The organism is Pseudomonas sp. QTF5 (assembly GCF_000512695.2).
Classification (GTDB): domain Bacteria; phylum Pseudomonadota; class Gammaproteobacteria; order Pseudomonadales; family Pseudomonadaceae; genus Aquipseudomonas.
The window spans coordinates 220,243-244,755 of record NZ_AZRW02000002.1 but is presented as its reverse complement, the minus strand read 5'-3'; the positions used below and the strand labels follow the sequence as shown (position 1 = coordinate 244,755).

Below are 24,513 nucleotides of genomic sequence, written 5' to 3'. Positions count from 1 at the left end.
TGCTGTTTTGCAGGTTTCAGCGACGGACTGGACCTTATTGAGCGAGGATCGCTTTGGCCAGGTCCTCGTCGCTTGCCTTGAGGTCGGGATGATTTTGTCGAATCTCCTTCAATACCGACTCCAGATAAACGCCGCGAATCGTACCGCCACTCGCCACGAAGCTAGAGGCGTCATCCCGTGCGGGAACCACGATTTTGTCATCCTTGAACGTCGAGTACAGCGATGCGGAGACCCCAGCCGAAGTGGCGACATCTTTTGCCTCCACATCGGCCATGGCCGAACCCACGGGCAAACAAAGCACTAGCGAAGATATAAGCAACAGATGGCGCATGACGGCGTCCTCCGAAAGCGTAAAGGAAGTAACACATAATTTAGGATGCTTGACGCTGCTCAGGAGTTCCCTGCTGTTTCGATATATGCATGGGCAGCCGCTCAGGACCGCAGGGTCGCGGTAAATACGAAGCCAGTGGGAGAGCTTACTTGCGATAGCGGTGTGTCACCCATTATCGACTGGCAGTCCGTATTCGCGAGCAAGCCCCCACATTGCGCCAGCTGCTACACAGGTCGCGTTGCGCGAAGTGCCGGTTATCAGCGTTTACGATGCTGCCAGCCGCGAGGGCTATTCTTGGCAATGCGCCCATCGTCATGGGAGACCTCTGATGATCAACGTACGCACTGCCCGCATGCTCGCCGATTACAGGCGCTGGGCCGATCAGCGACTCTTCGACAGCCTCATGGCGCTGCCACCGGAAGAGCTCAACCGCAAACGGGTGTCGGTGTTCAACAACATCATTGGCACCTTGAACCATATCTACGTGGTGGACTGCATCTGGCAAGCCCACCTGGAGGGCCGAGGGCACGACTTCAAAACCTCCCATGACCTGCTCCATACCGAGCTCCCTGAGCTGCGATTGGTGCAACAGGAGATCGACCAATGGTTCTGTGGATGGAGCTCGGCCCAGACCGACGATTCGCTGGATAAACCCATCGAATTCACCTCCGTCTCGGGGGAAAGCGGGGTCATGAGCGCTGGTGCGATGCTGCTGCATGTGGTCAACCACGCCAGTTATCACCGAGGCTGGGTGGTCCAGATGTACGTCGAGATTCCGGCCCTGCCGCCGATCACTGATTTGCCGGTGTTTCTGCGCGAGGTTCCGGGGTACTGAACCGAGTTTCCAGGCCCAAGCAAATCTAATGTGGGAGCGGCGGTGCGGCGATCCGACTTGCTCGCGAATGCGGACTGCCAGTCGACAATGATGTTGCCTGACACACCGCTTTCGCGAGCAAGTCGGATCGCCGCACCGCCGCTCCCACATGGGATCTTCTTTGTGGTGGAGATGGAGTCAGGCCTGAGGAATCAGGCTCTGCCGGCAATCGAGGACCAAGAGCGCGCCACCCAGTTCACTGCTGCCGACTTCCAGCGTAAACCCATGCAGGCTGACAATCGCCGCGACGATCGACAGGCCCAGCCCGAATCCGCTTTGCGGGTTACCGCCTTCGGCGATAGAAGCGCTGAAACACCGCCTCACGTTCGGCCAAGGCTATGCCGGGGCCGGAGTCGAGTACTTCGATTCGTGTATGCCCAGCGTCATTCACCCCACGCAAAATCACCTCGCCACCCGGCGGCGTGAACTTGATCGAGTTGCTCAGCAAGTTCGCCACGGCCTCGAACAGCAACGCCCGGTCGCCGTTGAGTTGGGGCAGTGATTCGGGCAATTGCAGTTCAAAGGTCAGTTCGCCTTCCTCGGCCAGCGGCAGATAAAAGTCATGCAGCTCTTGCAGCAACGGCACCGGGTCCAGTTGCACGAAACCCGAACGGCGCTGGCGATCCTCCAGCTCGGAAATCCTCAACAGTCCACGAAAACGCGCCATCAAGGTATCGGCCTCGCCGAGCACCGAATCCAGTTGCACGGCCAGCGTCGAACCGTCGTCGGCCTGCTGCTGAATCCGGTACAGCTGCGCCCGCAGGCGCGTCAGCGGTGTACGCAGGTCATGGGCGATGTTGTCGCACACGCCCTTGACCTCGTTCATCAAGCGCTCGATGCGTTCAAGCATGGCGTTGACGATGGCGGCGAGCATGTCTAGCTCGTCACGGCGGTTGGACAGCGGCAGGCGTCGGGTCAAGTCGCCGGCGACGATGGCTTCGGCGCTGGCCTGGATCGCCCGGATCCGCCGCAGCGGGCGTCGTCTCAATAAATGCCAGCCGGCGACGCCGGGCAGAATGGTCAGCGACACGCCCCACAGCAGCGCATGCAGAATGATTCGGGTCACGGCAAACAGCGAACCGTTGTCCCGCACCAGTACCAGCCAGCGCCCGTCCAGGGTCCGGGTCGCCGAGGCATCGCAACTGTCGGCGGGCAGGGTCGGGTCGTCGGCGTCGACGCAGTCGCTGAGGATGTGAATCTTGCCGTCCAGCGGCAGGCCTTGGGGGATCTGGCGCAAGGGGCCGATGAGGTAGCGCTGCTGGTCATCGAACAGGCCATAGGCATCGATGCCGCGAATGTCGAAGGTCACACTGGCGGCGAGGGCGTCCTCCAGTTGCTCGCCCGAAAAGCGTGAAAACAGATGCTGGCGTTGCATCAGCGAATGCTTGGCCAGGGTGTCCAGGTAGCTGGACACCTCGTAATACATGACCCCCATGAGAATCCCGCTCCAGGCCACGAACAGCGAACTGTAGAGCGCCAGCAAGCGGCTGCTGGAGGAACGCCAGCCTTTAGAGGGGTTCAGCAATGACATAACCCGAGCCTCGCACCGTCCGAATCAGTGGGACTTTGCCTGGCGGGTCGATCTTTTTGCGCAGACGGCCGATGTGCACGTCGATCAGGTTGGTGCCGGGGTCGAAGTGATAACCCCAGACCTCTTCGAAAATCATCATCCGCGACAGAATCTGCCCGGTGTTGCGCATCAGAAATTCCAGCAACTTGTACTCGGTGGGCAACAGCGTCAGCACCTGGCTGTCGCGGCTGGCCTCGTGGCTGATCAGGTTCAGCTCCAGATCGGCCACGCGCAATGTGGTGGCCTGGGCGGTCACGGTGTTTTGCCGGCGCAGCAAGACTTCGACCCGGGCGGCCATTTCATCGGTGGCGAACGGTTTGGTCAGGTAATCGTCGCCGCCGGCACGCAGGCCTCGAACCCGTTCATCGACGTCGGAGAGGGCGCTGATCATCAGGATCGGCGTGGCCACGCCCATGGTGCGCAGGGTGGTGACAATCGCCAGACCATCGAGCTCCGGCAGCATGCGGTCGAGGGTGATCAGGTCGTAGTCGCCGCTGACTGCACGCTCCAGGCCTTCGCGGCCATTGTCGACCCAATCCACGTCGAGGCCGTGACTACTCAGTTCGGCGACGATTTCCCGGGCGGTCACGGCGTCGTCTTCGATGGTCAAGATACGGGTCATAGGGCTTGCCTGATTAGGTGTTCAAGACGTTGCGCGACATTTTGCCCAGAAATGATCGATGGTTTTCTAAATAAAACTTCATGCAGGCGCCGTTTTAAGCAATGCATAAAACCCGCCGATATTGCCGATTCCTTGCAAACTGCACGAATGCGAAAAACGCATGGTTTTCAACTTATTGAAACAGGAAGATTTATTGAAATATCGGGACTGGCACGTTGACTGCAATTGCTCGTTTAACGAGTTGTATAACCTGCCTGGAGCATTACAACAATGAACAGATCCTCTGAGGGTTTTTATCCTGCCGCAGATGAGTTCAGCACGCTATCGGGCGTGTCCTGGGCCGCTATCTTCGCCGGGGCCGCGGCGGCTGCAGCGTTGTCGCTGATTCTCGTGCTGCTTGGTTTTGGTCTGGGTTTTTCGGCGATTTCGCCGTGGGCCCATGAAGGCGTCAGCGCCAAAGCCTTGGGTGTCTCGACGATTGTCTGGCTGGCCTTTACCCAAATTATGGCGTCCGGGCTCGGTGGTTACATCGCCGGTCGCCTGCGGGTGAGGTGGGCCTATATGCACGGCGATGAGGTCTATTTCCGCGACACGGCCCATGGCTTCCTGGCCTGGTGCGTGGCGACGCTGGTGACCGCGACCCTGGTGGTCGGTTCCGTCGGCAACATTCTCAGCGGCGGCGTACAGGCCGGGGCGACAGTGGCCGGCGGTGCCGCCAGCGCCATGACCCAGGTTGCCGGCAGCGCGGTCGGCAATACCGACAGTAATCCGTACGGCTACTTCATCGACAGCCTGTTTCGCGGTGATCAGCCGGTCGCCGTCAGTGATGATGCCGTCAATGGCACCGTCACCCGGATTTTCGCGCGCAGCCTGCGTAACGACGGTCAATTGGCGCCCGAGGATCGGACCTACCTGGCGCAATTGGTCGCCCAGCGGACCAACCTCACTCAAGCGGACGCCGAACGCCGTATCGATGAAGTCTATGCCCGCACCCAAAAAGCCGTCGCCGATGCCAAACTGGCGGCGCAACAAGCGGCTGACACCGCAGCCAAAGTCGCAGCCTGGACGGCGTTATGGATGTTCATCGCGCTGTTGGCCGGTGCGTTTTTCGCCAGCCTCGCCGCCACCTTCGGCGGTCGTCGTCGGGATGCCGTGGAGTATCTGGAAGCTGACGCGTACATGACCACCACTACAACCACGCTGCCACCTGTTCGCTAATCCAGGAGAGCTACCATGCGCTCATTACTGCTGTTCTTTCTCGGTATACCCATCCCGATCATCATTTTGATTGCCCTGTTTACATGACCCCTTTGGGGCACTTGCCTGCGCCGCTTCTACCCCAGGTAGAAGCGGCGTTTTGCTTATAGGGCCCGCAAGCGATGATGTTGCCTGTCATGCCGTCTTCGTGAAGAGGCTCGATCCAACATTATTCGCGGAGTTCAGAGGTTTTGTGCCCGCCCCATGACACCTGTGCGAGCCTGCTCGCGATGACTTGGGGACTGCCGCCGCATCTCTCAATCGATCGGCGTACCGACAAACACCTCCAGCCCCTCGGCATACTCTGTGAATGCGCTGATCCGCGCAAACTGCGCAGCCTGCACCTGATCCGGCACCACCAGGTTGGTAAAGCTCCAGGCGACCGCCAGGGTAATCCCGTCTTGCGCAATCGAACCATCGGTTTTCAGCGGCTGTTTTTCCAACTCCCGCTCCAGCGCCGAATACGCCGCGGCCAATTGCCCTTCTACCCGTTCCACCCACGGCGCGTACTGAATCTCCGCTGGCCGCAGGTTGCGTTCGTAGTAAAGCTGAACCGACTTTTCGCACGCCGCCAACGCCAGACCGATCAGACGCAGCGAGCGCAAGCGTTGCTCCAGATTGTTGGGTATCAGGCTTTTACCCGGTGCGGCCAGAGCCTCCAGATAGTCGATGATCAGCGTCGAATCCATCAACACCTCGCCATCATCCAGCACCAGGGTCGGCGCCTTCACCACGGGGTTGATCTGCTGGAACTGCTCGAAGTTTCTGAATACCGAAACCGACTCATGCTCCAGCGGTATGCCCAGACACTTGGCGGAAATGGCGACGCGCCGCACGTAGGGCGAATCCAGCATGCCGATCAGTTTCATTGAGCCTCTCCTTAAGACAGTCCATCGGGGATGGACAACCTTAGCTGAGGTTCAGCGACCTGCAAACGGCCTCGCGTTAATCCTCAAAGGCTAATCTTCGAAGGCTAATCTTCGAAGCCTACCTGCTCATGAATCTCATCGACCTTCAATTCCAGTCGATAAGCCACGGCAATAAACAACGCCTGGCACAGGCACAAGGTCGCACTCAACGAACGGAAGGCAAACGAACTGCCTTCGTTGACCAGCAGCACGGTGTTGGCGCGCTTGGCCAAAGGTGAAAGGTTGCTGTCGGTGATGATCAGGGTTTTCGCCTGATTGTGCTGGGCAATACGCAGGCAGTGCTGGGTTTCCTTGCCGTAGGGCGTGAAGCTGATGGCGATCACCAGGTCATTGGCGCGCACGCTGCGCATCTGCTCGCGGTAACTGCCGCCCAGACCCGACACCAGATGAATGCGCTTGTTGGTGTGTTGCAGGTTGTAGACCAGATAATCGGTCACCGCGAACGAGCGGCGCACCCCGACCACGTAGATGTTGTCGGCATTCACCACCAGGTCCACGGCGAAGCACAACGTCAAACGGGTGCTGGTTGATGCTTATATTCAAGACATCATCAAGGGGCTGATTATTGTGGTGGCGGTGGTTATCGACCAGTACCGCAACAAGCGCAAACTCAAGCGCTGAAGCCGGACAAAATGCAAAAAAGCGCCACGCCTGACCCGCGTGGCGCAGCCGTTTGTCTTCTATATACAGCCGCTCGACTGAATTTCTTGCTATAAACGCACTCCGATAAGCGGCTCAAAGCCTGCCGTAGCGCACTTTCAGGGCTTTGTCGGACAGATTTGCTGTCTTTTCAGTTGCTGAGGCCTCAAGTGGGCCTTAGACTGCCGCCCCTCGTAAATTGAGTGCCGGGTGGCGCTTGGAATAAACGGCGCCTTTCCAATGACCGCTTCAGGTTCAACGGATCGCTCCCTAATTCGCCTTAATGCACGTTTTTTTATAGAGATATCAATGACAAAGGACAAGTTGCTGGCCATGCCGGCGGATGACTACATGAATGCCGAGCAACATGCTTTTTTCTCTGAGCTGTTGCAGAACATGAAAGTCGAAACCCATGAGCGCATCGAACAGAATCGCATCGCCATCGAGAGCCTGGACACCCCGGCCGATCCGGCTGACGCGGCTTCCGTCGAAGAAGAGCGCACCTGGCTGGTGAATGCGATCGATCGCGACCAGCGCATGCTGCCTCAATTGGAACAGGCCCTGGAACGCATCAAGGAAGACAGCTTTGGCTGGTGCGATGACAGCGGCGAGGCCATCGGCCTGAAACGCCTGCTGATCAGCCCGACCACCAAGTACTGCATCGAAGCTCAAGAGCGTCACGAACAGATCGACAAGCACCAGCGTCAGGCCTGATTCAGTAGCGCCCCCATCGCGGGCAAGCCTCGCTCCTACGGATGTCTGTAGGAGCGAGGCTTGCCCGCGAAGCTTTTTGTCGCCCGAAAAATCCCGCGCACTTCTGTTGATCTGCTGCACCCCCCCCACTACTAATGGACCATAGATAATGGCTTTGTAGTGGCGTTTAATGCGATCACAACAATTAGAAGACGCGTGGGGTGACGAAGATGACGAGGGACGGATCTCTGGTTGGGGCAATGCCTGCACCAGTACTTTTGCCGAAAAACCTTTGGTTGACGCCGACCTTGCAGAGCATCGCCCTGATGCTGTTGCTGTGCGCCATGGCATTGGCTGGCTGGTCGCTTTACCTTGGCCTGCCATTGGCCATGCTGATTATCTGGCTGCCGCGCCTGCGCTCGCGCACTTTCCCTGAGGCGACCGCTGCGGACAGCACCAGCGCTATCGCCGGGTTGACTCGCGATCTTTCCTACACCACCAGTCACAACGCCTTGTCGGCCGCCGGCGTAGCCTTTTCGGTCAAGCAACTGGCGGACAAACTGCAATCGCAGCTCAACGCCGCGGCGCAGATTGTCAGCAGCGCCGAAGTGATGATCGCCACCGAACACGCTACGTCGAAGCTCAGTCGAGAAGCCTTGAGCGCGGCCAGTGAAGCTCATCAGAGCAGCGCGGCAGGGCGTACGGAGTTAGTCGAGTCCATTGCGCGCATGCATCAACTCAGTCAGCGTGCCAGCAGTAGCCGCGAGCTGATCGAAGCCCTGAGCCTGCGCAGCGACGATATCCAGCGGGTCACGCTGGTGATCCAGTCCATCGCCAGCCAGACCAATTTGTTGGCGCTGAACGCGGCTATCGAAGCCGCGCGGGCCGGCGAGCACGGTCGCGGCTTTGCGGTGGTGGCCGATGAGGTTCGCGGGCTGGCCGCGCGCACGGCGACGGCGACCGGTGAAGTCGGGGAGATGGTCGCCGACATTCAACAACGCACCGCGCAAGTGGTGGAACAGATTCGTCAACTGGCCAGCGATCTGAATACTGGCGTCGCGCAAGTCGAGCACACGGGGCAGCACTTGGAAAACATCGCGCGCCTGGCGGCCGGCGTCGAAAGCCAGGTCGGAGAAATCGCTCTGGGTGCGGACACCAATCGCGAACAGCTCGACAGTCTGTTCCATGCCATCGAACAGATGCGCAGCGATTTGGCGATCAGCGACCAGCAGACCCAGCGGCTCGCCCAGGCTGCGGTACAAATGGAAGGGCAGGCCGAAACCATCAGTGAACGCCTTGCTGCAGTCGGACTGGATGACTATCACCAACGGATTTACGACCTGGCCCGCGAAGGTGCGAGTCAGATTGCGGCGCGTTTTGAAGCGGATATCGATCAGGGCCGGATCAGCCTCGATGACTTGTTTGATCGCAATTACCAGGCGATTCCCAACACCTGTCCGGCCAAATACCAGACCCGCTTCGACCGCTACACCGATCAGGTCTTGCCGGTGATTCAGGAACCGTTGCTACCGCGCCATGAAGGTCTGGTGTTCGCCATCGCCTGCACGCAGCAGGGTTATGTACCGACCCACAACACCGTGTTCAGCCAGCCGCTGACCGGTGATGTGCAGGTCGATACCCTGCAAAACCGCACCAAGCGCAAATTCGCCGACCGCACCGGGATCCGCTGTGGCAGCCATCAACAGGCCGTGCTGTTGCAGACTTACACCCGCGACACCGGTGAACTGATGCACGACCTCTCGGTGCCAATCATGCTCAAGGGCCGGCATTGGGGTGGTTTGCGCTTGGGTTACAAACCAGAACGTCCTCGCTGAGAGACTAGTAGATCTGGTGCATGCGCAGCTTCATTGCAGAGAAGGGAGTCGCGCTTCAGGCGTTCGATAGCGATATTCAAAAGCAGGGATGAGCATAGACTGCAAATCCGATGATCAGGCTTTCAATGCCCCGTCATCGACGGCAAGCTTCAGGTTTTTCGCGGCTTCCTGAGCGGCGACGGCCGCGACATCCGCGGTCTTGAACCAGCGATCCTTTTCGACCTGGTGATACGTCACAGCGGTCAACGGCGGTTTGGCGCGCATGATAATGACTGCCTGGAATTCGCCTTCGACCTCTCTGGCTTCGCCCCGGATAAAAAATTCACCGATATCAAATTCCGTCACGTAGCAGTCTTCCTTTGGAAATAGTTGTTGTGTTGAACGCCGTCCGCCCTGGGTACGGGTTTCATTGTTCGGGCAGTATGGCAGTAGTTGCCTGCCGGCGGCTGAGTTAAGTCGCCGGCATGACGAAACGTCTATAGAAGTGAATGCGGCAGGTGCCTCAGCCGCGCGCCTCGAGTGAACGGGCAAGGGCGCAGGCTTCGTTATGATTGCCGCGGAAACCTCTTACACGTCCGGTGGATATTTCCCTGATGTGGAAAAAGGCGTTGCCGGCCAATACCACCTGAAAACGCGGGAGCAGACGCTCTTCAGGCAGGAAGTCCTGCTGGCGGAGCCCCATCGAATGCAGGGGTAACGAGCCGTTTGTGTACGGTGTGTGAGGCTGGGCAAAGTGAGTCAGTGTGCACATATGAAGTCCTTTTCGTGGTTTTGCCGACGTGTGTACGTTGTTATGGGTAGTCTCGGTGAGCATGGCTGCTCTAGAATTGCCATCAATGGTTGGCGATTGACGCTCATCTAAAGCAATTTTTTACTGGCGATATGTCGGAAAAGTGCTTTTTTTAAAGAGATTTTTCCCTAAAGTTGGTAATCCGGTTTTATCTGGCCGTCAGAAGGGCGTTTTCCTTCAACATCTGACGACCGCCAGGCAAGACGACGTGAGGGATGTTCCAGTAATCTTCTCGAACCTCGCGATGAATGGGGCCTCTGCTCATTCCAGGATTCGACCCGGGTCATTTGGCTACACCTCGGCATTGCCGCTTTTTTCTGCTGTGCGCGTTTCCGGTGCATGGCGTCATTTTCAGATGTGGGGATGTTTCCTTGGCAGTAAGTAATCTCGATATGCATGCTTTGTTCGTACTGGGTGATTTGCGCGCAAAGCTGGTTAAACAGTTTCAGTCACGTTTCGTCTACATCACCGAACAGAACGCTGAAGGCATTTACATTGCCGAGCTCGACACTGAATCAGCACTGGTGGTGGATGACAAACCAGGGCTTAAACTCAAGGTCGGCGATCATTTCAGCGCCTCCGTATTACCCAGCCGCGAAGGCGGCAAGCTGGACATCAAGTTCCGCGAAATCAAACTGACGGTATACGGGCTGGGGGATTACGCGTTCGTGACCACCGCAGACGGCCACGGCATTGTGTTCAAGGAAGGTCATAGCGTGGTGATGGTGTTCGCGGCCCACCAACAATTGCAGGAAGGCCTGACCAAAACCCTGAAAGCCGTGACCGCCAAGGCTGCCAAGTGGCGCAAGGGCGAACTGGTGACCTTCAAGGCCAGCGAGTAATGACCCTGACCCGCGCCGATTTCCACGAGCAGAACCAGGCCAGTGCCCACGCCGAGGCGCAGCGTCTGTTGGCTCAAAAGGCTGTTCTACAGGGAACCTGGCTGAGTTGGGTGGCGTCACAGATCTACCTGTTGCGTCCGGCGGCGTACGCCAGCATGGTCAGAAGAGAGCTTGCACGCTTGCAGGAACCTTCCGAAAATTAATCCTCGCCCCTCGAAAGCAGGAACCTCAACTACAGTCAGATGACTGAGTATTCAGAGGCTTGCGGTCTTCTTTGTCAGGCCATCCTGCTATTGCTGTGAACAGCACGAGGTGCAAAAGCATGAAGGGATTTCGACGGTTACTGGCCGCTACCCTGGCCACGTTCGGTTTGTTGGCTTCACCCGTTCCGGCGTTCGCTGCCCAGGCGCCGATCCACTTCGCCGACCTGAACTGGGAAAGCGGCAGCCTGATCACCGATATCCTGCGGATCATTGTCGAGAAGGGCTATGGCTTGCCGACCGACACTTTGCCGGGGACAACCATTACCCTGGAGACCGCACTGGCCAACAATGACATCCAGGTCATTGGCGAAGAATGGGCCGGTCGCAGCCCGGTCTGGGTCAAGGCTGAGGCCGAGGGCAAAGTCGCGGCCCTGGGCGATACGGTTAAGGGCGCCACCGAGGGCTGGTGGGTGCCGGAGTACGTGATCAAGGGCGACCCGGCCAAGGGCATTAAGCCGATGGCGCCGGGTCTGCGCAGTATCAGTGATCTGCCACGCTACAAAGACGTGTTCAAAGACCCGGAAACCCCGGGCAAGGGGCGTTTTCTCAACAGCCCGATCGGCTGGACGTCGGAAGTGGTCAACAAACAGAAGCTCAAGGCGTATGGTCTGGACGACAGCTATGTGAACTTTCGCAGTGGTTCGGGGGCGGCGCTGGACGCAGAGATCAGTTCGTCGATTCGTCGCGGTAAGCCGGTGCTGTTCTATTACTGGTCGCCGACGCCGTTGCTCGGTCGTTTCAAGCTGATTCAGCTGCAAGAACCGCCGTTCGACGCCGAAGCCTGGAAAACCCTGACAGACGCCGACAACCCCAATCCGAAACCGACACGTTCGTTGCCCTCGAAGCTGTCCATCGGCGTGTCCACGCCATTCCAGAAACAGTACCCGCAGATTGCCGAGTTCTTCTCCAAGGTCGATTTACCGATCGAAGCGTTGAACAAGGCCCTGGCTGACATGAGCGAAAAACACACCCCGCCACGTCAAGCGGCGGAGGCGTTCATGAAGGCGCACCCGGACGTGTGGCAGGCCTGGGTGCCCAAGGATGTGGCGGACAAAGTCTCTGCGGCCCTGAAATAAAACCGATTTATGTACACCCGGGAATTCTCGGGTGTACATAACCGCATTTGCAGCCAAGCTACCGTCGATAGCGAATACCCTTACAAATACGCGTAAGGAAGTTCATCCTGCTGCAACATTTCACGCTGGATGTCTGAATATGAGCCTTTTGGTCGCGCAATGGATTGCTGCAATCTTTTTGTTGATCAGCCTGGTACATCTGTACTGGGCGGCGGGTGGCAAGTGGGGCTGCGAGGCGGCGGTGCCACGCGTGCCCGTGGAGGGTGGCGAGGCATCAAGTCCCGCGTTCAAGCCGTCGGGCTTTGCCACGTTGCTGGTGGCGGTGGGTTTACTGCTGATCGCGATGCTGGTGTGCCTGCGGGTCGGGTTGTATCTGCCCACGGTGCATCACTGGTCTCTGCAATGGGTGATCAGCGCGATCGCGATGCTGATGTTCGCCCGGGCGATCGGTGATTCGAATTTGGTGGGGTTTTTCAAACAGGAGAAGGGTTCGAGGTTTGCCCGGCTGGATACGTGGGCGTATTCGCCGTTGTGTGTGGTGTTGGGGGCCGGGTTGTTGGCAGTGGCCTGGATTTAGGGTGACACGACTGTCGCCTTCGCGAGCAAGCCCGCTCCCACATTGGATCTGTGTCGTGTAGAGAATATGCGTACACAACAAATCTAATGTGGGAGCGGGCTTGCTCGCGAAGAGGCCCTATCAATCAACACAAAACCCGCGGATTTAACTCCCCGTTTCCGTCCGCCGACTACTCACCTCAGCCGGCACATCATCCCCCGCCATGCGCTTGCGAAACAGCGCCGCCCGAGCCAGCAGCAGCGTGGTCACGGGCACGGTGATCGACAGCAGAACCGGAATCAACCAGGCATGCAGCACCGGCGCCGAGTTAAGCGCCGAAAAGTAAATGATCGACGCCAGTGCCACGCACCATGCGCCCAAGGTCGAGGCCAGCGCCGGCGGGTGCATGCGCTGGAAATAATCCTTCATCCGCAGCAGCCCGACCGCACCGATCAGCGCAAACAGACTGCCGAGCACCAGCAGAATCGCCACTGCAATTTCCACCCACAAAGACAGTTCAGTGCTCATTCGATCACCTCGCCACGCAGCAGGAATTTGGCCAGGGCAAACGAGCCGACGAAGCCGAACAGAGCGATCAGCAGCGCCGCCTCGAAGTAAGTGTCACTGGCATAACGAATGCCCGGCGCGAGCATCATCAGCATGGCGATGATGTACAGGTAATCCAGGGCCAGAACCCGATCCTGAGCCGACGGGCCCTTGAACAGTCGGATCAGGGTCAGAATCATCGCCACCGAAAAGAGGAACAGGCTCAGCAGGATCGCGTTCGATAGCAATGCGCTCATTCGAAGATCTCCATCAAGGGGCGCTCGTAGGTCGTCTTGAAGTGCCGGATGAATTGGCTTTCGTCATCCAGATCGAAAACGTGCAGCAACAGAATGCTGCGATCCAGCGCCAGCTCCGACCAGACCGTGCCGGGGACCACCGTGCAGATCATCGACAACGCCGCCAGTCCGTTGGCATCGCGCAAGTCCAGCGGCACCTTGATGAACCGCGAGCGAGGCGCACGACGGCCCGCATTGAGTACGCCCCAGGCCACGGCGAGGTTGGACACCAGTACATCGCGCCCGACCAGCAAGAACAACCGCAGGATCACCCCAGGACGACGAATGCGGATCGGCAACGGTCGCAGCTTGCGCATCATCAAGGGGGCGCAGAACCCCAGCATGGCGCCCAGCAATAGATTGCCGGGGCTCATCGACAGGTTCAAAACCAGCCACAGCAGCCATAGCGCCAACGACAACCACGGTGCAGGAAACAGACGCTTCATGGTTGCACCTCCAGCAGCGCTGTCTTGGCTTGCGGGCCTGGAATCACACGGGTGCCGAGCACCGCCATCACATATTGCTGCGGGTTATTCAACGCTTGAGCGGCGGCCTGGGTGTAGCGCAGCAGCGGTTCAGCCTTGAACGTCAACGCAATGCTCAGCCCCAGCAGAATGACAATCGGCACGCATTCCAAGCGCCGCAGCAAGGGCGACGGGCGTTCTTGCGGGGTCCAGAAACGCTGGATGCCCAAACGCGCGAAAGCGATCAGTGAGGCCAGCCCGGACAGGATCAACAGGACGAGCAAACCCCACGCGCCGTTCGATACCGGTTCGTCGCTGCCATTGCCCAGACCCAGCGGGTTGAGCAGGGCGCTGAGCAGACTGAGTTTGCCGATGAACCCGGAAAGCGGCGGCATGCCGATGATCAGCAAGGCGCAGGCGATAAAGCTCAAACCGAGGAAAGCCATGGTCCAGGGAATCACCTGGCCGACCACGGCTTTCTGGTCGTCATCGAGGTTGATGCCTTTGGGCGGCTGCAAGGATTCCAGGGGCTGTGGAAGCAACTCTCCGTCATCGAACAGCGGCATTTCGTTGGCCGAACGCGAGCGCTCGATCAACTCCGCCAGTAGGAACAGTGCGCTCAAGGCCAGGGTCGAGCTGACGAGATAGAACAGCGCCGCGCCGATCAGGTTCGGTTGGGCGAAACCGATGGCCGACAACAGAATGCCGGCCGATACCAGAATGCTCAGGCTGGCCATACGCTCCAGGCGTTGCGCGGCGAGGATCGCCACGGCGGCGCAGACGATGGTCGCCATGCCGCCGTAGATCAGCCAGTCGCCACCGAAGTACGCGGATGCCCCGGCCTGCCCGGAGAACAGCAGCGTCCACAGGCGCAACAAGGTGTAGACGCCGACCTTGGTCATGATCGCGAACATTGCCGCCACTGGCGCGCTGGCCGCGGAATAGGCCGGCACCAGCCAGAAGTTCAGCGGCCACATCCCGGCTTTGGCCAGGAACGCCACCGCCAGAATTGCCGCGCCGGCATGCAGCAAGCCGCGATCGGCTTCCGGCACCAACGGGATTTTCAGCGCCAGATCGGCCATGTTCAGTGTGCCGGTGACACCGTAGATCAGCGCCGCGCCAATCAGAAATAGCGACGAGGCCAGCAGGTTGATCGAGATGTAATGCAGCCCCGACGACACCCGCGCCCGGCCCGAACCGTGCAGCATCAGCCCGTAAGAGGCGGCCAGCAGCACTTCGAAAAACACGAACAGGTTGAACAGGTCTGCCGTCAGGAAGGCGCCGTACAGGCCCATCAACTGAATCTGGAATAGCGCGTGGAAACTCGAACCGGCGCCGTCCCAGCGGGCCATGGCGAACAGCAGGGCGCTGACGCCGATGATCCCGGTCAGCACCAGCATCAGCGCCGACAGACGATCGACCACCAGCACAATCCCGAACGGTACCTGCCAGTTGCCCGGCAGGTACACACCGATGGAGCCGGGCACGTCGGTGGTTTGGGTCCATTGCAGCAGCATCACGGCAATGCCCAGCCCCAGCAGGCTGGAGAACAGATTGATTTTGGCTTTTAACGGGCGGTGTTTCTCGCCCAGCATCAGCATCACCGCGGCGGTCAGCAGCGGTAGCAGAATCGGTGCAGCGATCAGGTGCGCCATCGGATTCATTCTTTAGGCTCCCGGCCATCCACATGGTCGGTGCCGGTCAGCCCCCGGGAGGCGAGCAGCACCACCAGGAACAGCGCGGTCATGGCGAAGCTGATGACGATCGCGGTCAGCACCAACGCTTGCGGCAACGGGTCGGTGTAGTGCAGCAAATCCTGAGGTACGCCGTCCTTGATGTTCGGCTCCTTGCCGATGAACAGGCTGCCCATGCTGAAGATGAACAGGTTGACGCCATAGGACAGCAGACACAGGCCCATGACCACCTGGAACGTCCGTGGCCGCAGCACCAGCCATACGCCGGACGCGGCCAGCACGCCAATGGCGATTGCGATGACTTCTTCCATCAGATGGCTCCTTGCGTGGCAGCCGCTTTGGCCACGGGCTTGGGTTGCGCGCTGGTTTTATGACCGCGTACCGATTGGTGGGCGAGGGCGGTCAGGATCAACAGCGTCGAACCGACCACCACGGCGTACACACCGACGTCGAAGAACAGCGCGCTGGCGATGTGAATGTCGCCCAGTAGCGGCAATGTGAAATGCCAGGTGTGGGTGGTGAGGAATGGATAGCCAGCCGCCATCGCCCCGAGCCCGGTGACCGTGGCGAACAGCAGCCCGGTGCCCATCCAGCGCAGCGGCCGCAGGCTCATTTGCGCCTCGACCCACTGGGTGCCGGCGACCATGTATTGCAGGATGAACGCCACCGACATCACCAGACCGGCGACGAAACCGCCACCGGGTTGATTGTGCCCGCGCATGAACAGGTAAACCGACACCACAAACGCAATCGGCAGCAGCAGACGGACCAGCACCGCTGGGACCATCATGAAACCGAGCGCGGTGTCGCTGGCGTGACGCGGGTTGACCAGATCGGTGACCACGTCGGGTGCCAGCAAGCGCTGTTGGGCCGGCAGCTGCAGGCTTTCTTTCGGTGGGCGGAAGCGTCGCAGCAGGGCGAACACGGCCAGGGCCACGGCCACCAGCACGGTGATTTCGCCGAGGGTGTCGAAGCCACGGAAGTCCACCAGCATCACGTTGACCACGTTGCTGCCGCCGCCTTCGGGCAGGGCGCGACTGAGGTAGAACGAGGAAATGTCGTTGGGCGTCTGGCGAGTCAGCATTGCGTAGGACAGTAATGCCATGCCGCCACCGACCGCGATCGACAGCAGCAAGTCGCGGATACGGCGGATGCGTGCCTTGCGCAGGCTGCTCGGCAACGGCGAGACCTCTTCGATCCGTCGCGGCAGCCAGCGCAGACCGAGGAGGATCAACACCGTGGTGACTACTTCGACCACCAATTGCGTCAGGGCGAGGTCTGGCGCGGAGAACCAGACGAAGGTCACGCAGGTCATCAGACCGCAGACGCTGACCATGGTCAGGGCCGCGAGCCGGTGATACTTGGCTTGCCACGCCGCGCCGAGGGCACAGGCAATCGCCAGCAGCCAGAGAATCACGAACACGATCGAGCCCTGGATTTTCGGCCGGTCGCCCCAGCTCAGGTTGCTGTGCAACATCGGGATCAACCCGGCCAGTACTGCGGCGAGCACCACCAGGAACAATTGGGTTTGCAGGCGCCGGGTGTTGATCCGCCGCTCCAGACGACGGGCCAGGCGCATCATGATCACCAGGCTGCGCTCGAACAGACGCTTGCCATTGAACCGGCCAATGATTGGCGGATAGACGAAGCGCCCGCGCTTGAGCTGATTGCGCAGCAGCAGATAGAGGATGATGCCGCAGGACATGGCGATCAGACTCATGATCATCGGCGCGTTCCAGCCGTGCCAGATCGCCAGGCTGTACTCGGGCAGCGTGCCGCCCACCACCGGCAATGCCGCCGCCGCGAGCAACGGGCCGACCACTTGAGCGGGGAAAATCCCCACCACCAGACAGGTGAACACCAGCAATTCCACCGGCGCGCGCATCCAGCGTGGCGGCTCGTGTGGGGTGTGCGGCAGGTCGGTGGCGGTCGGGCCAAAGAACACGTCGACGGTGAAGCGCAGGGAATAGGCCACGCTGAACGTCCCGGCGATGGTCGCGACGATCGGCAGGGTCATCTCGATCCAGGCCGTCGCGTTGATGAACACGGTTTCGGCGAAGAACATCTCTTTTGACAGGAAACCGTTGAGCAGCGGTACGCCCGCCATGGACGCGCTGGCGACCATGGCCAGGGTGGCGGTGAACGGGATCAGTTTGATCAGGCCGCTGAGTTTGCGAATGTCCCGGGTGCCGCTTTCGTGGTCGATGATCCCGGCGGCCATGAACAGCGAGGCCTTGAACGTGGCGTGGTTGAGAATGTGGAACACCGCGGCCACGGCGGCCAACGGACTGTTCAGACCCAACAGCAAAGTGATCAGGCCCAGGTGGCTGATGGTCGAGTAGGCCAGCAGGCCCTTGAGGTCGTTCTGAAACATCGCGCAGTAAGCGCCGAGCAACAGGGTGCAGGCCCCGGCCCCGCTGACGATGTAGAACCATTCTTCACTGCCGGACAGCGACGGCCACAGGCGTGCGAGCAGGAAGACCCCGGCCTTGACCATGGTCGCCGAGTGCAGATAAGCCGAAACCGGTGTCGGCGCCGCCATGGCGTGGGGCAGCCAGAAGTGGAAGGGGAATTGCGCACTTTTGCTCAGGGCGCCGATCAGGATCAGGGGAAGCAGAATAGGGTAGAGGGCATGTGCGCGAATCAGCTCGCCGGCGGCCAGGACGTTGTCCAGGTCATAGCTGCCGACCACATGGCCGAGCAGCATGACCCCCGCCAGCAAACACAAACCGCCGGCGCCGGTGACCATCAATGCCATATAGGCGCCACGTCGTGCATCGGCGCGGTGGTGCCAGTAGCCGATCAGCAGGAATGAGAAGAGGCTGGTCAGCTCCCAGAAAAACACGATCTGGATCAGGTTGCCGGAGATCACCAACCCCAGCATGGCGCCCATGAACGCCAGGAAAAACGCGAAGAACCGCGGCACCGGATCGTCCGGTGACATGTAATAACGGGCGTACAGAGAAACCAGCGTGCCGATGCCCAGCACCAGCATCGAGAACAGCCAGGCGAAACCGTCCATGCGTAGAACGAAGTTCAAGCCCAGGCTCGGTAGCCAGAAGAACTCTTCGCGGATCACACCGCCATGGGCGATTTGCGGGTACAAGAGGGCGACCTGGACGGTGCCGATCAAGGCAACCAAGCCAGCTAACAGCGATTCGGTGTTACGCGCGTTGTGCGGCAGCAAGGCGGCCAGACAGCTGCCGATAAAAGGCAGAAGCAGTAGAACTATCAGAGACATAGGCTTCTAATCTGCGGAAGTTTGTGAAGCATCATACGTGCCAGCTCCCGGATCACCAAACGCCAAGCTGTCGCAGAATCCTACGAGGTAAACGGAAAATTCCTGTTTTTCCTTGTTTCGAAAGGCCGGTTTCAACCGTTCCGACCCCTTCGCGAGCAAGCCCGCTCCCACATTGGATTGCCGGTGTGCACGTAATTGCGACACACCACTGATCCCATGTGGGAGCGGGCTTGCTCGCGAAGGCTATCTGTCAATCACCGCAGACTTCACGCCTATCCCTGTGTTTCTTGTTCCAACTCTTCCTCAGTCACTACCGCCTTACCCTTAGTCTTCAACTCACTGACAATCACCGCCGCTACAATCAACCCCGCGCCCACCAACGCAATCGCCGGCAACCGCTCCCCGGCAATCCGCCCGACAATCCCGGCCCACACCGGCTCCCCGGCATAGATCAACGTCGCCCGCGTCGGCGACACACTCTTCTGCGCCCAGTTCATTGCCACCTGAATCGCCGCACTCGTCGCGCCCAGCCCCAATGCGCTGCACAACAACAACCAGGAGAACCCCGGAATCACTTCCCGAGTCGGCACCACCATCAGAAATGCCAGCACCGAAGTCACTGCCAGTTGCACCACCGTCACCCGACGCACGTCGACCTGGCCGGCATAGGTGCTGATCAGAATGATCTCCGCCGCAATCGCCACGGCGCTGATCAATGTGGCGATTTCACCGGGGCTGAAATTGAACGAAGCGCCGGCAGGTCCGGACAACAGCATGAGCCCGGTAAAGGCCAGCATGATCCCGATGCTCGGCATCAAGCCCGGCCGCCGCCCCAGCACCAGCCATTGCAGCAACGGCACGAACGGCACATACAGCGCGGTAATGAACGCCGACTGACTGCTGGGAATGCTCTGCAAACCCACGGTCTGCAAGCCGTAACCGAGCATGATCGCCACGCCGATGAACGACCCTGCCTTGAGTTCGAACAGGGTCAGTTCGCGCAGATGACGCCAGGAGAACAGGGCAACGATAATCGCTGCCGCAGCAAAACGCAGACCGACGAAAAACATCGGCCCGCTGACAGTCATCGCATGCTGCACCAGCAAAAAGGTCCCGCCCCAGAACATGGTGATCAGCACCAACACGCACTCAGCTTTGCTGAACCGTGAGAAACGGGGGGAAGCAGGGGAGGAGTTCACCGACGTCATGACCTTGCGCGCTACCTGAGGGAGACGCACAATGCGCCGGAAGTTGGGCAGTATACTGCGCAACACCACTCAGTGAGCAATATAGTGCACAAAGATTCCACCCAACGGGCGTCGGTTCTCCAGCACGTCAGCCAGAACGTTCGACGTCTGCGCCACGCCGCCGACATGAGCCAGACCGCTTTGGCCGAAAAGTCCGGGGTCAGCCGCCGGATGCTGGTGGCCATCGAGGCTGGCGAGAAGAATGTCAGCCTGACCACCCTTGACCGCGTGGCCGAAGCGCTGGATGTAGCCTTCAGCGACCTGATCCAGGCCCCCGACGCCCGCGACCCGAGCCGCATCAACGAACTGGCCTGGGCCGGTACCATCCCCGGCAGTAAAGCGGTGTTGCTGGCCAAAGCCATCGCCACCCGGGAAGTGGAACTCTGGGAATGGCGACTCGAACCGGGCGAACATTACCCCTCTGAGCCGGATGCCGAAGGCTATAGCGAACAGCTTTATGTATTTGAAGGTTGCTTGACCCTGATGCTCGGCGATCAGCCGCAGAAAATTGCTGCTGGCGAGTTCTTCATGTTCGCCAGCAACCAGCCGCATTCCTATCGCAATGATGGGGAAGTGGCGGCGCGGTTTGTGCGTAATGTGGTGATCTGACTGTTTACTAATAGGGTCCATGGATGAGAGACAAGCCAATGAGCGCCATGACTGACACCCCCAGCGGACAGGCGACCGACGCCAGCTGCCACGCGGACATCCTGATCATCGGCGGCGGCCTGAGTGGCGCGATGTTGGCGGCGCAATTGTTGCGTTTGCCGGGCAAACGTCAGGTGCTGGTGATCGAACCCCGGGCCGAACTCGGTCGAGGCGAGGCCTACAGCGCGGTGGAGTTGGGCCATACGCTCAACGGCAACGCGGCGCGGATGAGCGTCGATCCCGACAACGCTGATGATTTGACTCAATGGCTGACCGAATACATCGCGGCCGGTGGCTGGCCGGAGTCGGATCAGCAGCATGTGCCGATCAGCGAATTGTTTCCGCCGCGCGGGTTGTTCGGCGTCTATGTGCAGCAGCGTCTGGCCGAAGCGCAGGCGGTGGGCGCTCGGTACGGCTCTACGGTGGAGCATGTGCGCGCGGAAGTGGTCGATGTGCAGACTGATATCGATTCGGTGCGCTTGACCTTGAATGATGGCCGGCATTTGCAAGGTGCTTATGCGGTGTTGGCCACGGGAATGTTTGCAGCCGCGCGCACGCCGCAAGCCGAATCCAGTGGCTTGAACGCAGTGGCGCTTGATCCATGGGATGTGACCGCCATGCGTCAGCTCGATCCACAGTCGACAGTGCTGATCATCGGCTCGGGCCTGACCATGGTCGATGCCGTGGTGTCGCTGGAACAGGCCGGGCATCGCGGGCCGATCGAAGTGTTTTCCCGGCATGGGCTATTGCCTCATGTGCGTCGGCAGCCGCCGGTTTGGGCGGACTTTTTGGCCGAGGATCACAGCATTCGCACACCGCGTCAGTTGATGCGCGAACTGCGTCGGCATTGCCGCGACGCCATCGCCCAGGGCATTGACTGGCAAGCGCCGCTCGACACCGTGCGGGCGCACATCGGGCGGTTGTGGAGTCAGGCGACGGATGTGCAACGTCGGCAGTTTGTGCGGCATGTGCGGCCGTGGTGGGAAAGCCATCACCATCGCTCGCCGCCGTTGAGTGCCGAGTTGGTGGCTCGGCTGCATGGGGAAGGGCGGTTGCGGATTCAGGCTGCATCGTTCAAAGGGTTGGAGCCTTCATCGGCCGGCGGGGTGAATATCCGCATCCGTCGCCGTGGCGAGGCCGAAACCTGCGTGGTGCACGGTGCTGCGCTGATTAACTCCAGTGGCATCGAGTATGACTGGCGACGGGTTGCTCGACCGTTACCGCAGCAATTATTGGTGCGCGGGCTGGTACGGCCGGGGCCATTGGCGTTGGGCATTGCCGCCGCCGATGACGGCGCGGTATTAAGCGCGGATGGACAGGTCGCCAGCCGTTTGTTCGCCATGGGCCCACCGTTGCGCGGGATGTGGTGGGAGAGTACGGCAGTGACCGACGTGGCGAGCCAGGCCAAGTCTCTTGCGGCGCGATTGGCGGATTGACCGAAAGTTGGAGGGTGTTTTTTCGGGCCTCTTCGCGAGTTCAAGCCCGCTCCCACATTTGATCTCAGGAGTACACAGATAGTGTGTTCACCGAAGATCCTCTGTGGGAGCGGGCTTGCTCGCGAAGAGGCCGGCCCATCCACCACAAGACCCACCGTCAGACCACTAAACAAGCCCTGTTTAAACGACACTTCCAGATACTCACCCAGGCTACACAGCCTTGCGCCGTTGCCTACGACTGCGCCAGAATCCGCCGGCTTGTGCGCCTTGGGGGCGGGCTCTATCGTTTCCGGGTCGCTGACGAATCAGCGATCGGGTCTCGCAGCCCGTGTATCTCTAGACGCACAACATCCTCCTTTCGTGAACAGGTATGCCTGTCCTCATGTTATGGCGGCTGTACGTGGGAGACCTTCGGGTCTGCCGGTTCTAGAGTCCCGGTCTGCGACCTGCGTATAGCTGCCACCTCCTTTCGTCTCGCAGCGAACCGTGGCAGCTCCATGACTCTAGGAGCTTCATCGATGATCAAACCTACACCCAACCCGCCGGAAACCGATCCGACGTCCCCCTACGAATCCCTCGATTCAAAAAAACTCCACGAAGCCGCCGACCGCGCCCTCGATCACTACCTCAAGCCGCCCATCCCCAAAGACACCAAGCGCAAACCCAGCACCATTTACCATGTCGGCACCGAGGTCGATAACGAAACCCTGCTGGTCAACGCCTGCGAATCCCTGGCGTCAGCGAGCATGATGCTCAGTGAGTGCGCCGGGTTGATGGACATGCCACATCGCAACATGATGTTGGGGATTCAACAGGTGGTCATGCTTGGGGAGTTGGCAGTCAACCGGGTGCTGGATAACCTCGATCCACGAGGCTAGCGAGGATGATCGTTCCCACGCTCTGCGTGGGAATGCCTCAACGGACGCTCTGCGTTCGGCTCTGGAAGGGGCGCGGAACGTCCCGGGCTGCATTCCCACGCAGAGCGTGGGAACGATCAAAACCCCGCATCACGCGGGGTTTCTTGTCAAAGTGTGGGAGCGGGCTTGCTCGCGAAAGCTGCTTAACATTCAACAGAGATGTCGACTGTTACGCCGCCTTCGCGAGCAAGCCCGCTCCCACAGGGTTTTGCGTATTAAGCCACTACCCGATAACACGGCACATATTCCGCGCCGCCCGGCAGTTTCATCCGGTGCTGGGCGACGAAGGCTTTGAGCAGTTTGTCCAGCGGCTGCATGACGGCGGCATCGCCACGGATCTGGTACGGCCCGTGTTCTTCGATCAGGCGGATGCCCTTGTCCTTGACGTTGCCGGCGACGATGCCGGAGAACGCGCGGCGCAGGTTGGCGGCCAGTTCGTGGGAGGGCAGGTTGCGGCTCAGTTGCAGGTTGGCCATGTTGGCGTGGGTCGGGTCGAACGGGCGCTGGAAGCCTTCGTCGATCTTCAGCAGCCAGTTGAAATGGAACGCGTCGTTGCGCTCGCGACGGAACTGTTTGACCTCTTTGAGGCCCTGAGTCATTTGCCGCGCCACTTCAATCGGGTCGTCGATGATGATCTCGTAGTGCTGCTGCGCGGCTTCACCGAGGGTGGCACCGACGAAGGCGTGCAACTGCTCCAGGTACGGCGCGGCACTTTTCGGCCCGGTGAGAACCACGGGGAAGGGCAGGCCTTCGTTGTCCGGGTGCATCAGGATGCCGAGCAGGTACAGGAATTCTTCGGCCGTGCCCGCGCCACCGGGGAAAATGATGATGCCGTGGCCGACGCGGACGAAGGCTTCCAGACGTTTTTCGATGTCCGGCAGGATCACCAGTTCGTTGACGATCGGGTTCGGCGCTTCGGCGGCGATAATCCCGGGTTCAGTCAAGCCGAGGTAGCGGCCGCCGTGGATGCGCTGCTTGGCGTGGGCGATGGTCGCGCCTTTCATCGGGCCTTTCATCACGCCCGGGCCGCAACCGGTGCAGATGTCCAGGCTGCGCAAACCGAGTTCGTGGCCGACTTTCTTGGTGTATTTGTATTCTTCGGTGTTGATCGAGTGGCCGCCCCAGCACACCACGATTTTCGGTTCGACGCCGGGGCGCAGGGTGCGGGCGTTGCGCAGCAAGTGGAAGACGTAGTCGCTGATGCCTTGGGAGGTGCTCAGGTCGATGCTCAAGGCGTCGAGTTCGTTTTCGGTGTAGACGATGTCGCGCAGGGCGCTGAAGAGCATTTCGCGGGTGCTGGCGATCATTTCGCCGTCGACGAAAGCGTCGGCCGGAGCGTTCAGCAGCTCCAGGCGTACGCCACGGTCTTGCTGGTGAATGCGGATTTCGAAGTCTTTGTAGGCTTCCAGAATGGTCTTGGCGTTATCGACGTGGGCGCCGGTATTGAGGATGGCCAGGGCGCACTGGCGAAACAGGGTGTAGGTGATTCCGGATGAGGCTTCGCTCAGTTGCTGTACTTCACGTTGGGACAGTGTTTCCAGGCTGCCTTTAGGGCTGACCGAGGCGTTGATTACATGTCGTTGGGTCATTCAATGATCCTTAAAACGATGTCACCCGCCAGCAATGGCGCATGGCATCCGAATAGTGTGTATCCATGATGAAGATGGCACGAACCGCGCTGTATCGCCATGTCCCCGTTTGACGATGCAAAGATGAAAAGGAGCTCCAGCATAGCTAAATCCTTACG

The 24,513-nt window shown here is 59.9% G+C and carries 25 protein-coding genes and 2 pseudogenes; 12 read left to right on the top strand and 15 right to left on the bottom strand.

What is annotated here, in order from left to right; all coding sequences use genetic code 11:
• Positions 1–34: 34 nt before the first annotated feature.
• Positions 35–331, bottom strand: coding sequence for a DUF2388 domain-containing protein (locus tag IC37_RS02765; protein WP_030130582.1), 297 nt, complete (start codon positions 329–331; stop codon positions 35–37).
• Between the two features lie 328 nt (positions 332–659).
• Here IC37_RS02765 and IC37_RS02760 point away from each other — a divergent pair, with 328 nt between their 5' ends.
• On the top strand, positions 660–1,166 hold the full coding sequence (locus tag IC37_RS02760; RefSeq protein WP_030130583.1) for a DinB family protein: 507 nt from the start codon (positions 660–662) through the stop codon (positions 1,164–1,166).
• Positions 1,167–1,343: 177 nt separating this feature from the next.
• On the opposite strand, the pseudogene IC37_RS02750 reads toward IC37_RS02760, so the two are convergent.
• A pseudogene (locus tag IC37_RS02750) lies at positions 1,344–2,736 on the bottom strand (sensor histidine kinase).
• A complete protein-coding gene (locus IC37_RS02745; RefSeq protein WP_030130584.1) occupies positions 2,714–3,397 on the bottom strand; it encodes a response regulator transcription factor in 684 nt (227 codons plus the stop codon). The pseudogene IC37_RS02750 and the gene IC37_RS02745 overlap by 23 nt, the downstream one beginning before the upstream one ends.
• Before the next feature lie 270 nt (positions 3,398–3,667).
• Between IC37_RS02745 and IC37_RS02740 the strand changes: the two genes are divergently transcribed.
• A complete protein-coding gene (locus IC37_RS02740) occupies positions 3,668–4,615 on the top strand; it encodes a membrane protein (RefSeq protein WP_030130585.1) in 948 nt (315 codons plus the stop codon).
• Between the two features lie 296 nt (positions 4,616–4,911).
• On the opposite strand, the gene IC37_RS02735 is transcribed toward IC37_RS02740, so the two are convergent.
• On the bottom strand, positions 4,912–5,523 hold the full coding sequence (locus tag IC37_RS02735; protein ID WP_030130586.1) for a glutathione S-transferase: 612 nt from the start codon (positions 5,521–5,523) through the stop codon (positions 4,912–4,914).
• Positions 5,524–5,627: 104 nt separating this feature from the next.
• A pseudogene (locus IC37_RS02730) lies at positions 5,628–6,083 on the bottom strand (MurR/RpiR family transcriptional regulator); the annotation flags it as partial.
• Between IC37_RS02730 and IC37_RS30045 the strand changes: the two are divergent.
• The 3 genes from IC37_RS30045 (at position 6,052) to IC37_RS02720 (ending at position 8,750) form a co-directional block, all read left to right on the top strand.
• Positions 6,052–6,204: a hypothetical protein gene (locus IC37_RS30045; RefSeq protein ID WP_177409365.1), complete on the top strand. Its 153-nt coding sequence runs from the start codon at positions 6,052–6,054 to the stop codon at positions 6,202–6,204. The pseudogene IC37_RS02730 and the gene IC37_RS30045 sit on opposite strands and share 32 nt — an antisense overlap.
• A gap of 327 nt (positions 6,205–6,531) precedes the next feature.
• Entirely contained in the window at positions 6,532–6,936 is a 405-nt protein-coding gene (locus IC37_RS02725) for a TraR/DksA family transcriptional regulator (RefSeq protein ID WP_007907888.1), read from the top strand.
• Positions 6,937–7,145: 209 nt separating this feature from the next.
• Entirely contained in the window at positions 7,146–8,750 is a 1,605-nt protein-coding gene (locus tag IC37_RS02720) for a methyl-accepting chemotaxis protein (RefSeq protein WP_030130588.1), read from the top strand.
• 114 nt (positions 8,751–8,864) lie between these two features.
• On the opposite strand, the gene IC37_RS02715 is transcribed toward IC37_RS02720, so the two are convergent.
• Together IC37_RS02715 and IC37_RS02710 are read right to left on the bottom strand one after the other, a co-directional pair.
• Entirely contained in the window at positions 8,865–9,095 is a 231-nt protein-coding gene (locus IC37_RS02715; RefSeq protein WP_030130589.1) for a hypothetical protein, read from the bottom strand.
• A gap of 157 nt (positions 9,096–9,252) precedes the next feature.
• Positions 9,253–9,501 (bottom strand): hypothetical protein, encoded by a 249-nt coding sequence (locus IC37_RS02710; RefSeq protein ID WP_081729350.1) that lies wholly within the window; start codon positions 9,499–9,501, stop codon positions 9,253–9,255.
• A 410-nt stretch (positions 9,502–9,911) separates the two neighbouring features.
• On the opposite strand from IC37_RS02710, the gene IC37_RS02705 reads away from it, so the two are divergent.
• The 4 genes from IC37_RS02705 to IC37_RS02690 all read left to right on the top strand — a co-directional run bounded on the left by IC37_RS02705 (position 9,912) and on the right by IC37_RS02690 (position 12,298).
• Entirely contained in the window at positions 9,912–10,382 is a 471-nt protein-coding gene (locus IC37_RS02705; RefSeq protein ID WP_007907879.1) for a hypothetical protein, read from the top strand.
• Positions 10,382–10,585 (top strand): hypothetical protein, encoded by a 204-nt coding sequence (locus tag IC37_RS02700; protein ID WP_030130591.1) that lies wholly within the window; start codon positions 10,382–10,384, stop codon positions 10,583–10,585. The genes IC37_RS02705 and IC37_RS02700 overlap by 1 nt, the downstream gene beginning before the upstream one ends.
• A gap of 119 nt (positions 10,586–10,704) precedes the next feature.
• Positions 10,705–11,721: an ABC transporter substrate-binding protein gene (locus IC37_RS02695; RefSeq protein WP_030130592.1), complete on the top strand. Its 1,017-nt coding sequence runs from the start codon at positions 10,705–10,707 to the stop codon at positions 11,719–11,721.
• Between the two features lie 139 nt (positions 11,722–11,860).
• Complete coding sequence (locus IC37_RS02690; protein WP_030130593.1) at positions 11,861–12,298, top strand: DUF3995 domain-containing protein; 438 nt, start codon at positions 11,861–11,863, stop codon at positions 12,296–12,298.
• A gap of 144 nt (positions 12,299–12,442) precedes the next feature.
• On the opposite strand, the gene IC37_RS02685 is transcribed toward IC37_RS02690, so the two are convergent.
• From IC37_RS02685 to IC37_RS02655, 7 genes are all read right to left on the bottom strand, one after another.
• Positions 12,443–12,805 (bottom strand): Na+/H+ antiporter subunit G, encoded by a 363-nt coding sequence (locus IC37_RS02685; protein ID WP_030130594.1) that lies wholly within the window; start codon positions 12,803–12,805, stop codon positions 12,443–12,445.
• Positions 12,802–13,080: a K+/H+ antiporter subunit F gene (locus IC37_RS02680; protein WP_030130595.1), complete on the bottom strand. Its 279-nt coding sequence runs from the start codon at positions 13,078–13,080 to the stop codon at positions 12,802–12,804. The genes IC37_RS02685 and IC37_RS02680 overlap by 4 nt, the downstream gene beginning before the upstream one ends.
• Positions 13,077–13,565: a Na+/H+ antiporter subunit E gene (locus IC37_RS02675; protein ID WP_030130596.1), complete on the bottom strand. Its 489-nt coding sequence runs from the start codon at positions 13,563–13,565 to the stop codon at positions 13,077–13,079. Before IC37_RS02675 ends, IC37_RS02680 begins: the two co-directional genes overlap by 4 nt.
• The gene (locus IC37_RS02670) at positions 13,562–15,247 is read right to left on the bottom strand and encodes a monovalent cation/H+ antiporter subunit D (RefSeq protein WP_030130597.1); all 1,686 of its coding nucleotides are present in this window, start codon (positions 15,245–15,247) and stop codon (positions 13,562–13,564) included. The genes IC37_RS02675 and IC37_RS02670 overlap by 4 nt, the downstream gene beginning before the upstream one ends.
• Positions 15,244–15,588 carry a Na+/H+ antiporter subunit C gene (locus IC37_RS02665; protein WP_008029186.1) on the bottom strand — a complete coding sequence of 115 codons (345 nt, stop codon included), beginning with the start codon at positions 15,586–15,588 and terminating at the stop codon, positions 15,244–15,246. The genes IC37_RS02670 and IC37_RS02665 overlap by 4 nt, the downstream gene beginning before the upstream one ends.
• Positions 15,588–18,518, bottom strand: coding sequence for a monovalent cation/H+ antiporter subunit A (locus IC37_RS02660; protein ID WP_030130598.1), 2,931 nt, complete (start codon positions 18,516–18,518; stop codon positions 15,588–15,590). The genes IC37_RS02665 and IC37_RS02660 overlap by 1 nt, the downstream gene beginning before the upstream one ends.
• A 272-nt stretch (positions 18,519–18,790) precedes the next feature.
• A complete protein-coding gene (locus tag IC37_RS02655) occupies positions 18,791–19,795 on the bottom strand; it encodes a DMT family transporter (RefSeq protein ID WP_081729351.1) in 1,005 nt (334 codons plus the stop codon).
• 15 nt (positions 19,796–19,810) lie between these two features.
• Between IC37_RS02655 and IC37_RS02650 the strand changes: the two genes are divergently transcribed.
• From IC37_RS02650 to IC37_RS02640, 3 genes are all read left to right on the top strand, one after another.
• On the top strand, positions 19,811–20,374 hold the full coding sequence (locus IC37_RS02650) for a helix-turn-helix domain-containing protein (protein WP_030130600.1): 564 nt from the start codon (positions 19,811–19,813) through the stop codon (positions 20,372–20,374).
• Between the two features lie 47 nt (positions 20,375–20,421).
• Entirely contained in the window at positions 20,422–21,849 is a 1,428-nt protein-coding gene (locus IC37_RS02645) for an FAD/NAD(P)-binding protein (RefSeq protein WP_030130601.1), read from the top strand.
• A 518-nt stretch (positions 21,850–22,367) separates the two neighbouring features.
• Positions 22,368–22,727 carry a DUF6124 family protein gene (locus IC37_RS02640; RefSeq protein ID WP_030130602.1) on the top strand — a complete coding sequence of 120 codons (360 nt, stop codon included), beginning with the start codon at positions 22,368–22,370 and terminating at the stop codon, positions 22,725–22,727.
• A 254-nt stretch (positions 22,728–22,981) separates the two neighbouring features.
• Here IC37_RS02640 and ppnN read toward each other — a convergent pair whose 3' ends face one another.
• Positions 22,982–24,355, bottom strand: coding sequence for a nucleotide 5'-monophosphate nucleosidase PpnN (gene ppnN / locus IC37_RS02635; protein WP_030130603.1), 1,374 nt, complete (start codon positions 24,353–24,355; stop codon positions 22,982–22,984).
• Positions 24,356–24,513: the final 158 nt, after the last annotated feature.

What these genes read in the sequence shown, in the direction of transcription:
- IC37_RS02765 (WP_030130582.1), bottom strand. Translation starts at nt 331, where the DNA reads ATGCGCCATCTGTTGCTTATATCTTCGCTAGTGCTTTGTTTGCCCGTG.
- IC37_RS02760 (WP_030130583.1), top strand. Translation starts at nt 660, where the DNA reads ATGATCAACGTACGCACTGCCCGCATGCTCGCCGATTACAGGCGCTGG.
- IC37_RS02745 (WP_030130584.1), bottom strand. Translation starts at nt 3,397, where the DNA reads ATGACCCGTATCTTGACCATCGAAGACGACGCCGTGACCGCCCGGGAA.
- IC37_RS02740 (WP_030130585.1), top strand. Translation starts at nt 3,668, where the DNA reads ATGAACAGATCCTCTGAGGGTTTTTATCCTGCCGCAGATGAGTTCAGC.
- IC37_RS02735 (WP_030130586.1), bottom strand. Translation starts at nt 5,523, where the DNA reads ATGAAACTGATCGGCATGCTGGATTCGCCCTACGTGCGGCGCGTCGCC.
- IC37_RS30045 (WP_177409365.1), top strand. Translation starts at nt 6,052, where the DNA reads ATGTTGTCGGCATTCACCACCAGGTCCACGGCGAAGCACAACGTCAAA.
- IC37_RS02725 (WP_007907888.1), top strand. Translation starts at nt 6,532, where the DNA reads ATGACAAAGGACAAGTTGCTGGCCATGCCGGCGGATGACTACATGAAT.
- IC37_RS02720 (WP_030130588.1), top strand. Translation starts at nt 7,146, where the DNA reads ATGACGAGGGACGGATCTCTGGTTGGGGCAATGCCTGCACCAGTACTT.
- IC37_RS02710 (WP_081729350.1), bottom strand. Translation starts at nt 9,501, where the DNA reads ATGTGCACACTGACTCACTTTGCCCAGCCTCACACACCGTACACAAAC.
- IC37_RS02700 (WP_030130591.1), top strand. Translation starts at nt 10,382, where the DNA reads ATGACCCTGACCCGCGCCGATTTCCACGAGCAGAACCAGGCCAGTGCC.
- IC37_RS02695 (WP_030130592.1), top strand. Translation starts at nt 10,705, where the DNA reads ATGAAGGGATTTCGACGGTTACTGGCCGCTACCCTGGCCACGTTCGGT.
- IC37_RS02690 (WP_030130593.1), top strand. Translation starts at nt 11,861, where the DNA reads ATGAGCCTTTTGGTCGCGCAATGGATTGCTGCAATCTTTTTGTTGATC.
- IC37_RS02685 (WP_030130594.1), bottom strand. Translation starts at nt 12,805, where the DNA reads ATGAGCACTGAACTGTCTTTGTGGGTGGAAATTGCAGTGGCGATTCTG.
- IC37_RS02680 (WP_030130595.1), bottom strand. Translation starts at nt 13,080, where the DNA reads ATGAGCGCATTGCTATCGAACGCGATCCTGCTGAGCCTGTTCCTCTTT.
- IC37_RS02675 (WP_030130596.1), bottom strand. Translation starts at nt 13,565, where the DNA reads ATGAAGCGTCTGTTTCCTGCACCGTGGTTGTCGTTGGCGCTATGGCTG.
- IC37_RS02670 (WP_030130597.1), bottom strand. Translation starts at nt 15,247, where the DNA reads ATGAATCCGATGGCGCACCTGATCGCTGCACCGATTCTGCTACCGCTG.
- IC37_RS02665 (WP_008029186.1), bottom strand. Translation starts at nt 15,588, where the DNA reads ATGGAAGAAGTCATCGCAATCGCCATTGGCGTGCTGGCCGCGTCCGGC.
- IC37_RS02660 (WP_030130598.1), bottom strand. Translation starts at nt 18,518, where the DNA reads ATGTCTCTGATAGTTCTACTGCTTCTGCCTTTTATCGGCAGCTGTCTG.
- IC37_RS02645 (WP_030130601.1), top strand. Translation starts at nt 20,422, where the DNA reads ATGACTGACACCCCCAGCGGACAGGCGACCGACGCCAGCTGCCACGCG.
- IC37_RS02640 (WP_030130602.1), top strand. Translation starts at nt 22,368, where the DNA reads ATGATCAAACCTACACCCAACCCGCCGGAAACCGATCCGACGTCCCCC.
- ppnN (WP_030130603.1), bottom strand. Translation starts at nt 24,355, where the DNA reads ATGACCCAACGACATGTAATCAACGCCTCGGTCAGCCCTAAAGGCAGC.